This window comes from Amycolatopsis pigmentata, assembly GCF_042684065.1.
In the GTDB taxonomy this organism is placed as follows: Bacteria; Actinomycetota; Actinomycetes; order Mycobacteriales; family Pseudonocardiaceae; genus Amycolatopsis_E; species Amycolatopsis_E pigmentata.
Map to the genome: position 1 here is coordinate 440537 of NZ_JBHUKR010000011.1, position 12302 is coordinate 452838.

At 67.3% G+C, this 12302-nt stretch carries 14 protein-coding genes; 3 read left to right on the forward strand and 11 right to left on the reverse strand.

Annotated elements, in window-relative coordinates; all coding sequences use genetic code 11:
• Positions 1 to 13 precede the first annotated feature (13 nt).
• Positions 14 to 808, forward strand: a complete 795-nt coding sequence (locus ACFSXZ_RS24165) for a class I SAM-dependent methyltransferase (RefSeq protein ID WP_378267417.1) — start codon at positions 14 to 16, stop codon at positions 806 to 808.
• 481 nt (positions 809 to 1289) lie between these two features.
• On the opposite strand, the gene ACFSXZ_RS24170 is transcribed toward ACFSXZ_RS24165, so the two are convergent.
• On the reverse strand, positions 1290 to 1424 hold the full coding sequence (locus ACFSXZ_RS24170) for a hypothetical protein (protein WP_378267418.1): 135 nt from the start codon (positions 1422 to 1424) through the stop codon (positions 1290 to 1292).
• A gap of 377 nt (positions 1425 to 1801) precedes the next feature.
• Here ACFSXZ_RS24170 and ACFSXZ_RS24175 point away from each other — a divergent pair, with 377 nt between their 5' ends.
• On the forward strand, positions 1802 to 3034 hold the full coding sequence (locus ACFSXZ_RS24175) for a hypothetical protein (RefSeq protein WP_378267419.1): 1233 nt from the start codon (positions 1802 to 1804) through the stop codon (positions 3032 to 3034).
• A 44-nt stretch (positions 3035 to 3078) separates the two neighbouring features.
• On the opposite strand, the gene ACFSXZ_RS24180 is transcribed toward ACFSXZ_RS24175, so the two are convergent.
• The 8 genes from ACFSXZ_RS24180 to ACFSXZ_RS24215 form a co-directional block, all read right to left on the reverse strand.
• A complete protein-coding gene (locus tag ACFSXZ_RS24180) occupies positions 3079 to 3300 on the reverse strand; it encodes a Panacea domain-containing protein (protein ID WP_378267420.1) in 222 nt (73 codons plus the stop codon).
• 122 nt (positions 3301 to 3422) lie between these two features.
• Positions 3423 to 4169 carry a hypothetical protein gene (locus ACFSXZ_RS24185; RefSeq protein ID WP_378267421.1) on the reverse strand — a complete coding sequence of 249 codons (747 nt, stop codon included), beginning with the start codon at positions 4167 to 4169 and terminating at the stop codon, positions 3423 to 3425.
• A gap of 142 nt (positions 4170 to 4311) precedes the next feature.
• A complete protein-coding gene (locus tag ACFSXZ_RS24190) occupies positions 4312 to 5124 on the reverse strand; it encodes a phosphotransferase (protein WP_378267422.1) in 813 nt (270 codons plus the stop codon).
• Between the two features lie 47 nt (positions 5125 to 5171).
• The gene (locus ACFSXZ_RS24195) at positions 5172 to 6020 is read right to left on the reverse strand and encodes a radical SAM protein (RefSeq protein ID WP_378267423.1); all 849 of its coding nucleotides are present in this window, start codon (positions 6018 to 6020) and stop codon (positions 5172 to 5174) included.
• A 256-nt stretch (positions 6021 to 6276) separates the two neighbouring features.
• Positions 6277 to 7068 (reverse strand): ABC transporter permease, encoded by a 792-nt coding sequence (locus ACFSXZ_RS24200; RefSeq protein ID WP_378267424.1) that lies wholly within the window; start codon positions 7066 to 7068, stop codon positions 6277 to 6279.
• Positions 7065 to 8009, reverse strand: a complete 945-nt coding sequence (locus tag ACFSXZ_RS24205) for an ATP-binding cassette domain-containing protein (protein WP_378267599.1) — start codon at positions 8007 to 8009, stop codon at positions 7065 to 7067. Before ACFSXZ_RS24205 ends, ACFSXZ_RS24200 begins: the two co-directional genes overlap by 4 nt.
• A gap of 39 nt (positions 8010 to 8048) precedes the next feature.
• A complete protein-coding gene (locus ACFSXZ_RS24210; protein ID WP_378267425.1) occupies positions 8049 to 8894 on the reverse strand; it encodes a DUF4097 family beta strand repeat-containing protein in 846 nt (281 codons plus the stop codon).
• A 63-nt stretch (positions 8895 to 8957) separates the two neighbouring features.
• Positions 8958 to 9476 carry a hypothetical protein gene (locus ACFSXZ_RS24215; RefSeq protein WP_378267426.1) on the reverse strand — a complete coding sequence of 173 codons (519 nt, stop codon included), beginning with the start codon at positions 9474 to 9476 and terminating at the stop codon, positions 8958 to 8960.
• A gap of 125 nt (positions 9477 to 9601) precedes the next feature.
• Between ACFSXZ_RS24215 and ACFSXZ_RS24220 the strand changes: the two genes are divergently transcribed.
• Entirely contained in the window at positions 9602 to 11041 is a 1440-nt protein-coding gene (locus tag ACFSXZ_RS24220) for an FAD-binding oxidoreductase (RefSeq protein ID WP_378267427.1), read from the forward strand.
• A gap of 170 nt (positions 11042 to 11211) precedes the next feature.
• Here the strand turns inward: ACFSXZ_RS24220 and ACFSXZ_RS24225 are convergent, their stop codons facing one another.
• The gene (locus ACFSXZ_RS24225; RefSeq protein ID WP_378267428.1) at positions 11212 to 11373 is read right to left on the reverse strand and encodes a hypothetical protein; all 162 of its coding nucleotides are present in this window, start codon (positions 11371 to 11373) and stop codon (positions 11212 to 11214) included.
• Positions 11374 to 11497: 124 nt separating this feature from the next.
• The gene (locus ACFSXZ_RS24230) at positions 11498 to 12268 is read right to left on the reverse strand and encodes a rhomboid family intramembrane serine protease (protein WP_378267429.1); all 771 of its coding nucleotides are present in this window, start codon (positions 12266 to 12268) and stop codon (positions 11498 to 11500) included.
• Positions 12269 to 12302 lie beyond the last annotated feature (34 nt).

The following is a 12302-nucleotide window of genomic DNA, read 5'->3' on the forward strand; positions in this document are numbered from 1 at the left end:
CGAGAGGATCACCATGCTCCGTCGAATCCGTCGCCGGGTACACACCGCGTTGGACGGTTACGTCGAAAAGACGGCGAACCGCGTGCATGCTCGCAACGCCGAACTGGCCGAGCGCATCATTGCTTCGATGCGTGCGGAGTGCGACCGGGCCGTCCGGACGGTGCAGGAGGTCGAGTTCCGGGCGCGCCGGGACATTTTCGCCGCCGGCGAGCGTCACGCGGTCCGGACCACCGAGCGATTCATCCGGAAAAACCTCCCCACGGCGAACAGTTTCAGCGACCCGATTCTGACCTTGCGGTACGCGCTGTCGCTGGCCCCGGACGAAGGCATGGCGTGTGAGTTCGGGGTGTTCAGCGGTTCCACACTCGCGGTCATCGCCGATGCCAGGGCGGGTAAGGACGTCTACGGCTTCGATTCCTTTCAGGGCCTGCCCGAGGACTGGCGGACGAACATCCCGACGGGCACTTTCCGGGTCGACGAGCCGCCCGAGGTTCCGGGTGCCGAACTCGTGGTGGGGTGGTTCGACGACACACTTCCCGACTTCCTCGACAGTCATCCCGGGCCGGTGGCCTTCCTGCACCTCGACGCCGATCTCTACTCCTCGACCAAGGTGGTACTCGGCCAGGTCGGAAGCCGGTTACGGCCGGGCAGCGTGGTGGTGTTCGACGAATACTTCAACTATCCCGGCTGGGAAGAGCATGAGCACCGGGCGTGGTGCGAATTCGTCGAAGCCTCCGGAGTGAGGTTCGAATACCTTTGCTACACCTCGAATTCCGAACAGCTCGCGGTGCGGATCACCGAAGCATGAGCACTCGTTCGCAGGAGTTGCCTTCGCTCAGCCGGGCGCCGGTCGCGGCCAGACGGCGGCCACCGGAGTGGATCGTTGTGCTCGGAATCGGCATCGCCGCCGCCGTCGTCTTCACGATCCCGTACGGGCTGCGACCGCTTTTCTACTACACCGGCGACAATCCCGAGTCGTTCCTGCCGCTCTGGCACCACCTCGGCACGCAGTTGCGGGCCGGGCACTGGCCCACCATGGACGCCGCCGGCTGGTACGGCGGCAACTACGCGGCCGAGGGCGAGTACTCGCTGTGGAATCCGGTGCAGGTGGCGAACTACGTCCTCGTCTCGTTCTTCGACGACCTCGCGGCCGCCGCCGCGACCGTGATGATCGAATTCCTCGCGTTGCTCTCGATGGCCGTCTACCTGCTCGGCCGGGAATACGGCGCGGAACGACCCGCCGCCGCCGTGGTGGCCCTGGCGATGCCCGCGTGCGGTTTCAGCATGTACTACGGCGCGGCCGGGTGGCCCATCGAGCTGATCGCGGTGACCTGGGTGGCATGGTTCTGGTGGGGGACGCAACGGTTCGTCCGTGGCCGGACCACACCGCTGGTGCCGTTCGTGTTCGGTGCGCTGGCGGCCATGAGCGGGAATCCCTACGCGCTGGTGGGCATGGCCGTGGTTCTGCTGGGAATTGGCACGGACCTGGTGGTACGCAAGCGATATCGCCGCCTCGGGCACATGCTGGTGCTCGGCGTGTGCGCGAGCGCGACCGGCGCGGTGATCTTCCTCCCGATGCTCGCGACGATGAGCGTCACCTCGCGCGAGCGGTTGGCGATGATCTCCAACGACTTTTTCCTGGTGCCCCACCTGGGAGATCTGATCGCGTCGAGCGCGCCCAGCTACCTGCCGCCGATCGTCAACTGGAACGGCGCGGTCTCGGAATCGGTGCCGTCGACCTTTTTCGCGTGGTTTCTGATACCCCCTGCTGCCGTGGCTGCGGTGGCGCGGTCTGCGCGGTTTGATCCCGCGATTGCTCGGCGTGCTGGTGGTCACCCTGGCTTTTCTCATTTCCGTACTGGGGCCGTCGAACCTGTGGTTTTTCCGCTGGCCGATCCGCATGATCGAGTTCTTCTACCTCGGTGTGGCGGTACTGGCCGCAGTAGCCCTTTCGGCCGGGCTCGCACGAGATCGGATCAGAACCCGGACCATCGCGAGCGTCGCGTTGATCGCGATGGGGGCTTTTCTTTCGTTAGCGGCGGCTCCCCAGTTCTCCACCATCCACGCGCTGGCGACCATTCTCGTGCTGGGGCTGGTCGCGGGTGCGGTCGGCGCTTACCACCGATGGGGGCCGCGACCGTTCGGCGTCATGCTGGCGGTCGGCACCGTCGTGATCCTCACCTACCAGGTCGCCCGGCTACCGGTGGTCGATCCCGGGACGCGGGTCGAACCTCCGATCTCCGTTTCGCGGGCACGGCAAGGGTCGGTGCTCACCGAGGGCACGGTGTTGCAACTCGCGCGGCAGGAATCCGTGCGCACGCAGGACTATGCGGACGGAGCGTTGATGTTCGGCAACGAGAACATCCTGCGCGATCACGAGACGATCAATCGCTACAGCGGCATCGGCTACGCGAAACTCAGCGCGGCACTGTGCATCGACTACAAAGGTGTCGTTTGCGCCGACTCGTTGCACCGCCTGTGGCTTCCGGCCGAAGGCACGGACGTGCCGCTGGTCGACGCGTTACGGGTGCGGACGGTGATTCTGCAGCGGTCCCTGTTCCCCGGCGATGCCGACCACCCTCCCGCCGGTTGGCGGGTCGCCGATACCGATCAGGTTCGGACGATGTGGGTTCGGCAAGCCGAAAACCCGTTGCCAGGAAGGGTTTCCTGGGTGTCGTCGGGAGTGGTGGTGCATTCCGCCGACGCGCGGCCGGATCGGGAGACGGTCGACTTCGACGCCCCGGCCGAAGGCGGTCAACTCGTGTTCGCCCGCCTGAACTGGCCTGGGTACTCCGCGAACGTCGACGGGAGCGGAGCGAGCGGGCGACCCCGTGAGACCGCGGAGGGACTCCTCGCCGTCGACGTGCCACCCGGACGGCATGTCCTCGACCTCACCTTCATCGAACCGGGACTACGGCCGGGCGCGGTGATCGCCGGTCTCGCCGCCATGCTCGTCCCCGCGCAGGCAGCGTGGATCGGAGTCCATCGCCGAAAACGCCGACGGGAAAGCGAGCATCGCCCCGAGTCCCTCTGACCCTGATCTCCGGTGCGACAGATCACGCGCCGCTCCGTCCAACCTCAAGCGTTCCACTGGCGGTAAACCGCTGGGACGACGGGCCCGTGTGACCACGCCTGGATCTCGTCATCGAAGAGTGGACGTCCCGTCAATGCCAGATAGTGCCCCTGCGCGTAGTAGAGGAGCTTTTGAAGCTTCAAGTTCGACAGCGTGGCTTCGTCGTCCGCCTCAGCCCAGGCTACGAACCATTTGGCGACGGTTGACGCGTTGTAGTGGGCGCACATGCGACCTACCCCTCCTCCCGTTGTGACCGCAACTCTCGCACAGAGGTCCGACAGAAACGGGTCCAGCGCGATCAGGACGGCCGCGGCGACGGCGGTGACGACCCGATTGACCGATGCCCGCCTCAGGGGACGAGAACCGCCCGGTCGCGGATGCGATCCCACGTGTTCACCGGCAGGTCGGCCAGCACGAACAGCTCGTCCACAGTGGAGAACGGTTCGCCGCGGCGTTCGCGGGTGTCGACGATCGCGTCGGCCACTTCGGCGGGAATATCGCAGGTGTCGGCGATCACCGCGGCCGGCGCGTTGTTGAGGTCGACCAGGCCTCCGTCGTCGTAGGACCTGGCCAGATCGGGCCGTCCGATGCGCAGTTCCCGAGCGAGCAGGGGATCGTTCGCGGCGAGCTTGCGGGATTCCTCGCGACGGGCGCGCGCGGCCAGCGCGGCTTGGATGGCCGGATCGAAGACGGGCCCGGTGACCGGTTCGGGGGTGCTGACGGTGACGGGCGCGTTCTCGTAGGCCCTGCGGCGCAGGGGCGGGAGCAGCACACACCCGGTGATGACGACGCCGAGCATCAACAGGCCACCGACCGTGCTGAGAGGGCTGTTGATCGTCTGCCCTTGACCGTCCTGCGGAGTGAGCCCCAGCAGGATGTACATCGCGATGTCGAGGGTCCCGAAGAGCGCGGCGAGCAGGCCGGCCTTGGCCGTCCTCACTCTGGTGGCGGCATGCAGGAAGGGCACCCACGCGAACAGGCCCGCCGTGCCGACCAACACGAGGTAGTACCACCGGCCGGCGACCCGGAAGGATCGGCGGCCGGGAGTGTTCGGACGGGACGGTACCGCGCTGTCGTCCGCCGGGTTGGGCTGCATCGTCGACCTCCCAGTTCTCCGTGATCACATCGGCCAGAGGGCTCCATTGTTACACCGAGCGGCCGGTTGTATTGCGCCGAACGGAGTCGACGGACGCCTCATCAACGGCGTGAACGACCGTCCTCCGCCAGGCCCGCGTGAGTCAGAGCGTTTCCCGGACGAGCGCTTTCGCGGTCAATCTCCGGATGTGCTTTCTCAGCGCGCGGTCCAGTTCCGGACAGTCCTTGGCGGTGTGGCGCAACAGCCTGGCCGCGGTGAACAGCTGGGCGGTGTGTCCGGCGGGAGAATCGAGGATGTCGGAGAAGACCGCGTGAACCCGCTTGGCGGCCGCGGGCACCAGAAGACTGAGGCAATAAAGGGTGGCCGCGTCGGAGCCCGCCGGGCCGCGGCCCCACATTTCCCAGTCCACCACACCGAATTCCGGGCACATCAGATTATTCCAGTGGAGGTCGCCGTGGACGGTTTCCCACCGGTCGATGCGCAGTTCGAAGCCGAGGGTTTCGGTGGCCATGGTGCTCACCGGTTTCCGGTCGCCGAAGCGCGAGGTCGGGACGGCGCGGATGCGTTCGAGGCTGCGCCGCAGCGAACGCCACCACGCCTCGGACAGACCGACCGGACTTTGCAGGGCCTGGGTCAGCGAACAGGGGTTTCCCGGCAGGAACGTCATCACCTCCGCGCGGACCCTTCGCCCGTGCTCAGGGACGTCCCATTCGAGGCTGTCGAGCACCACCGGCTTGCGTACGCCGGTGATGATGTTCGCGTCGACGTTGCCCGTCCAGAATTCGCCCCATTCGGTCAGGAACCGGGTCTGCTCGGAGCCGACGCGAAGCCAGCACCGACCGTGCTCGTCGCTGCGGGCGGGTACGCCGATCGAGCGCAGCCGCCAGCCCCAATGTGGTTTTCCGGTCACGGTCAGCGCGAAACACGCGGTCGCGTGCACCAGATTGGCCCACATCCATCGGCGGAAGGAGTCATCGGATGTTTCTGCTGTTTCTGCGGTCATTACCTCGGGTGACAGTGGATCGGATAACAGTTGCCCTGGGGACCACACGGTGTGCAGGTCCCCGTATTCATGGTCTGATCCACTGTGACGCGCATTCCCTGTTTCGTCAAATCGGCGCGAGCGCCGGGGAGCTCGGCGAGAATTTCGCCGAGCGAGTGCTGTCGCACGTTCCCTACCGCCATCCACCGCGCCATGACACAGGGCCATACGGTGCCGTCCGGTGATACCGCGGCCGAGCCGAGACCACACTGTCCACAAAGCTGTGTCGCGGGTACGAGATCGCCCCGCGCACCACGACCGAGACCGCGGAACCGGTCGTAACCGATGGCCCTTACCCCGAGGCCGGCCAATTCGGAATCGGCTCGATCGGTGTGCTGGTCCGGGTCCAAATCGATTATTCCGGCACGGAGCGGGATTCCCGCGCCGACCGCCTTGGCGATGTTCGCGCGGGTGCGCGCGTGGGTCGGGCGGCCGGTGATCGCGGCGTGGCGGCCGGGGTCGGCGGAGTAATACGAGGTCGCGAGGCTGACTCCCGGCCGCGAGAACGTTTCCCACAAAATGTCGGTGACGTGAACCAGGTTCGTGAACACCTCGACCTTCAGCGTGTGGCGAAGGGCGTAATCGATGAGGTCGGCGAGGCCGGGATGCAGTGTGGGTTCTCCGCCGATGAATTGCACCGTGCGCACGCCCGCGTCCGCCGCCTCACCGATCACCCTCTTCCAGTCTTCGGTGATCATGCTGCCGTGGGAGCCGGACGGGGAGCTGCCGGCGTAGCAGTGCACGCAGGCGAGCTGGCAGCGGCCGGTTATTTCGAGCCAGAGAAAGGCTATGGATGATCTTTCCCCCATGATGTGAAGCTCCTTCCGTGTCGATGACCACGGTGTCACCGAAACGTCACGGCCGGAACCGTGTTCACTCGCGTGACGCAGAGCCCTCACCGATTCGGCTGCATCGACGGTTTCGGTCGGCAACGGATAGTGCCGATTCCGCCGTCGCGAAAATGCATCGGAAATACCGGGATTTCACCACCGAAGCGGGCGCCGGCAAATGGTATCGGCCGCAGTGTGGCCGAAATATTTGCCGGCGCCGGAATTGTCCGATCGGCTACCGCGGCTGCCTGCGGTCGAACAGTCTCACGGCCCAGAAATACCCGAGTGACGCGATGACGACGCACCAGGCGACGGCCATGATCGCGTTGTTTCCGACCGGGGTTCCCGTGAGCAGGCCCCGCAGCGTTTCGGTCACGGGCGTGAAGGGCTGGTATTCGGCGAACCACCGCAGCCCGGCGGGCATGGAACCGGCGGGCACGAAGCCGCTGCCGAGGAAGGGCAGCAGCATCAGGATCATGGGCGAATTGCTGGCTGTCTCGACGCTTTTCGCGGCGAGGCCCAAGGCCACCGAGAGCCAGATCAGCGCGAACGCGGCCAGTACGAGGAGACCGGCGGCGGCCAGCCACTCCGTCGTCCCGGCGGTCGGCCGGAACCCGGTGAGCAGCGCGACCCCGGTGACCACGACGACGCCGAACACGGTTTGAACCATGCTGCCGATCACGTGCCCGGTGAGAACCGCGGACCGGGGGACCGACATGGTGCGGAAGCGGTCGATGATGCCTTCGGTCATGTCCATCGCGACCGATATCGCCGTCCCCTGCACCGCGCCGGCCACCGTGAACAGGATGATGCCCGGGGCGAGGTAGTTGACGTAGGCGGTGCGGGTGTCGACGGCACCGCCGAGCCCGGCGCCGAGCGTTCCGCCGAAGACGTAGACGAACAGCAGGAGGAACACGACGGGCATGCCGACGAGCATCAGCGTCAAGGACGGATAGCGGACCATTCGCCGGAAGTTCCGGCGCGACATCGTCAGAGAGTCGGCGAGCACAATGGATGCGGTGGTCATCTTGGCGCCTTCTCCTCGGTGGCGTGACCGGTGGCGGCGAAGAACACGTCATCCAGGTCGGGGGTGTGGATGGACAGTTCCTCGACCTGGACGGCGGCCTGGTCGAGCCGGTCGAGCACGGCCCGCAGCGACCGGACATTGCCCTCACCCGGCACCTGCAGGCTGAGGCTTTCGTCGTCGCGCGAAGCCGTGGGAAGCACGCGGGCCGCGGACTCGAGCTCCGGCATACCAGGGAACCGAAGGCGAATGTGCCCGCCGGGAACGCGGCGCTTGAGTTCCTCCGGTGTCCCGGCGGCGACGATCCTGCCTCGGTCGAGGACCGCGATCCGGTCGGCGAGCTCGTCGGCCTCGTCGAGGTACTGGGTGGTGAGGAAGATCGTGACGCCGTCGGCCACGAGGCCACGGATCACCTGCCACATCGTGCGGCGGCTGCGCGGGTCCAGACCGGTGGTCGGCTCGTCGAGGAAGATCAGGCTCGGGTTGCCGACGAGGGTCATCGCGAGGTCGAGCCTTCGCCGCATCCCGCCCGAATAGATCGCCGCCCGCTTCCTGGCCGCGTCGGTGAGGTCGAACCGTTCGAGCAGCTCCGCGACTCGCCTGCGTCCTCCTCCGCGGCCCAGGTGGTGCAGGTCCGCCATCAGGAGCAGGTTTTCCTCGCCGGTGAGAAGATTGTCCACCGCCGAGAACTGGCCGGTGACACCGATCGCGGCACGCACCGCGCCGGGCTGTCCGGCCAGGTCGTGTCCGGCGACGAAGACCTCTCCGGCGTCGGGAGTGATCAAAGTGGACAGTATCCGGACGATGGTGGTCTTTCCGGCCCCGTTCGGGCCGAGCAGTGAGAAGATCGTTCCCGCGGCCACGGTGAGGTCGATGCCGTCGAGCACGACCTTGTCACCGAAGGACTTCCGCAGTCCGGCCACCGAAATCGCCGGACGGTCCATGACGGTCATTCCCCCTCCTTCCTTGTCTTGTTCCCCTGATCAGGAACGACGGATCAAGATGTCGCCGAAGCTGGTGCGCGCGAGGACTTTGGCGGTTTCGTCGGACGGTTCCGGCCCCGCGGAGACGTCGAGCTGGTTGCGCACCTTCCCGAACCGGGTGGACACGTCGAGTTCGGCCGCGGTGCCCGCGCGGAGGCCGATCTCGATCTCGCCGACGGCCGTCTTGAGCGTGGACGCGCCGCGCACGACCTCGCCGATCCGGACGTGCCCGTTGGCGGTGGTGGCGGTGATTCCCGCCCCGGCGTGGTCCACGGCGATGTCCCCGTTGGAGGCGCTGATGCGGGCCTCGCCGGTGACCTCGCCGATCCAGGTGTCCCCGTTGGAGTTCTTGACCATCGCGGTGCCCTCGATGACACCGAGGCGCACTCGTCCGGAAGCGGTGCTGACCTCGGCGTCACCGGCCACATGGTCGACGCCGACGGTGCCTCCGCTGGTCTTCGCGTCGAGGAAACCGGCTTGGTCGAGGTCGACATTGCCGACGGAGGTCTTGAGCCAGCACTCGCCGAGGCGGCCTTCGGCCCGGAACGCTCCGACGGAGATGCCGCCGTGCACGTTCGAGCCTGCCGGCAGGCCGATCGTCACCTCGATCGAGCCCGGCCTGCCGAAGATGCCGAGTCCGTGCTGCCGTGGTGCCTTGATCCGCAGCTGACCCGCCGCGTATTCGACCTTGGTCTGTTCCGCGACCCGCTTGTCAGCGGCGTGCGAGGCGTCACTCGGCCTCACCTCGACGGTGGTGGTGTCACGCTCTCCCGCGATGAGGTGAACGTCACCGACGACGAGGTCGATGGTGGCCGAAATCGGTTCTGGCGTGGCGAAAGTGGGCATGACGAACTCTCCAAACAGGTTTGCCTGGTGATGGGTGTGGTGGTGCGGATGTGGTGGGGGAGGTCAGCGCACCCAGCCGGTGTAGCGCTGACCGCCCCCTGTGGTGCGTTGTGCGCGGCCGTGTTCGTGACCGCCGGGCTCCAGCGCGGCCGCCGCGGCCCGGACGAGCCAGGAGTTGACCGAAAGGCCCGCCTGGCTCGCGGCTTTTTCGATCCGTCCCTTGAGGTGCTCGGGAAGACGGAGGTTGATCCGGGAGGTGCCGCCCTCGTCCACCTCCGGCGGCGTGGGCGGCAGATTGTCCATAGTGGACGGTCCGATGGATTCGAACTGCTGCTCCGGAGGCGGTGGTGTCACGACGAAACCGGGTTCGCGGCCTCGGAGAAGAAGATCCACCGAACCGGGCGCGAGTTCCCGGGTGATCTCGTCCGCCGCCGCGGACAGTGCGTCCAGGAGAGCGAGCCGTGCCGCGGATTCCAGGGGTGCGGTGAGCCGCTCGGCAAGGGCGCGCGCGTCGTCTCCTCCGGCTTCGGCCGCCATCGCGAGATCGCGGCGGAGAGCGTCCACATACGGCGTCAGGTCCATGGCACCACTATGGCACCACGGTGGTGCCAAATCAAGCCATGTGATGCCATGGTGCTGCCAGCGGAACGAAAGCGCTGGTCGGACGTCCAACGGGGGTGCGGGTCGACAGAAGGACATTCATCCGGTTGGCGGGGGCTTCGGCCGTGGGGACGGCGGTCGCGGGGTGTTCCCCCGACTCGTCCGGCGCGCGGCCCACCTCGTTCCCGAGCCCTCCGCCCAGTACGTCGGCGAGCAGTGTCCCGGCGGGGCCGCCGGACTGGAACGCCCTGCGCTCACGCCTCTCCGGTCGCTTGGTCGTGCCGGGAGAAAGCGCTTTCGAGTCGGCGAAACGGGGGTTCAACCCCTTCTTCGACGACCATGCCCCGGCCGCGGTCGCCCAGTGCGCGACCCCCGAAGACGTCCAGGCGTGCATCACCGCGGCGGCCCGGCGCGTGCCGATCGCGGCGCGCTCCGGAGGCCACAGCTACGCCGGATATTCCGCACCCGAGCACGGCCTGGTCGTGGACGTCGGTCGCATGTCCACCGTGGACGTTCAAGGTGATCGCGTGGTGGTCGGCGCCGGTGCGCGGCTGAAGGACGTCTACGCCGCGCTCGGTCCGGCGGGACGGTGCCTGCCCGCCGGAACCTGTCCGACCGTGGGCATCGCCGGGCTGACCCTCGGCGGTGGGATCGGCGTTCTCACTCGCCAGTACGGGCTGACCTGTGATCGCCTGCTTTCCGCGCGGATCGTCACCGCGGACGGCACGGTGCGCACCGCGTCGGCGGACAGCGAAAGCGAGCTGTTCTGGGCCCTGCGCGGCGGTGGTGGCGGCAACTTCGGCATCGTGACGTCGTTCACCTTCGCGACCGACCCGGCGCCCGAGGTCACGGTCTTCGCCCTGCGCTTTCCCGACGGATCGGCCGGTGACGTCGCCGGCGCGTGGCAGTCCTGGATTTCCGGGACACCCTCGAAACTCTGGTCCAACCTGGTGCTGACCTCGGGGTCGCCGGTGAAGAGCCGGGTCGGTGGTTGCTTCGTCGGAGACCCCGGCGCGCTGAACCCGCTGCTCGACGATCTGGTGCGGCGTGCCGGAGCCACACCGGTCTCGAGGTCGGCGCGACAGATGGATTACCCCGGCGCGATGCGCTACTTCGCCGGCGGTGAAGACCGCGAGTCGTTCGTCGCCTCGTCCCGGGTCATCGGCAAGCCGATCGACCCGGCCGGGCTCACCGGGACGATCGCCGGAAAGACCGGGGTGGACCTGCTGATCGACAGTCTCGGTGGCGCGGTTTCCCGGATGGCGCCTTCGGACACCGCGTTCTGGCATCGCGGTGCGCTCGCCAGCGTGCAGGTCTATGCGTCGGCGACGGCCGGGAATCGTGACGCGGTGACGCGGACGGTCGGCGGTGTCGTCGCGGGCCTCGCCGCGGCCGGCGCCGATGGCGCGTACGTCAACTACATCGACCCGGCGCTTCCCGACTGGATGAACGCCTACTACGGCGGTAACGCGCCGCGTCTTCGGCAAGTCGCCCGGTCCTATGATCCGCAGGGCGTTTTCCGGTTCGCGCAAGGAGTGGCCGCTTAGCCGGCGGCCGAAAACGATCCGGGCCGCGAAGGAAGCCCTTCACGGCCCGGATCCTGGCACCACCGCTTGCCCTGCACACAAGGTCTACAGTGGACGTTCGAAGTCCCCCGGCTTGCCCGGACTCGGGGTGGCAATGGTGGAGAGCTGCCGCCCGGGCGAGCCGGCCGATCCTACCGCCGGCCGAGTGTCTGCCGTTTCGTCCAGCTGAACGCGCCCGTCGCGAGGAACAGCACGGCGCCGACGATCACCAGCCAGAACAAACCCTTCACGGCCACGCCAAGGACGATCATGGCGAGCCAGATGATCAGCAGCAGGCCCAGGAATGCGAGCATTGTCCACCTCCACCTGTCAGCGCACCTTGCGCTGACACGGAATACCTCGTTTCACGCCCACCAAACCTGGCCGACCGGACTCCACAATGGATTACGCCGTTCGGGGTGATTCGGTACCCGGATGTCACACGAGCCGTCTGGGTTGTCTGCGCAGGGTGAGGCCCAGCAGGGCGCCGAGCACGAAGCCGAACACGTGTGCCGCATAGGCGACGGCTCCGGCCTGCGCGGTCCCGTATCCGGTGGCATAGAGAGCCTGGAGGACGAACCACATGCCGAGCATGAGCCACGCCGGCACACGCAGTGGCAGGAAGAACAGGACCGGGATGAGCCCCCAGACGCGGGCCCGGGGATAGATCACCAGGTAGGCGCCGAGCACGCCCGCGATGGCGCCCGAGGCGCCGATCAGCGGGTCGGTCGAGTCCGGTGTGGTGAGCGCGAAGCCGTATCCGGCGGCGTAACCGCAGACGAGGTAGAACAGCAGGAAGCGGACGCGGCCGAGGCGGTCCTCGATGTTGTTGCCGAAGATCGCGAGGAACAGCATGTTGCCGAGCAGGTGGCTCCAGCTGTTGTGCAGGAACATCGAAGTCAGCACCGACAGCGGCGGTGACTTCTGGTAGGCGGGTGGTCCCAGGAGGCAGCCCACACCACGAGGGCCGACGGCGCCCTGCCCGGTCGGGACGAGCGCAGGCAACTGGTCGTGGAGCAACTCGACGGGCACCGCGCCCCAGCGTTCGACGAAGGCCTGGAGCCGGCAGAGTTCACCCAGGCTGACCTGGCCCACCAGGGAGTGCGCGGCGGCGGGCATCAGGAGGAACACGATCACGTTCGCGGCGACGAGCCCATAGGTCACCCACGGTGTGCGCCGAAGCGGGTTCACGTCGTGGATGGGGATCACGACCCAGACATACCCCACAGGCGCGGGCCGGGAA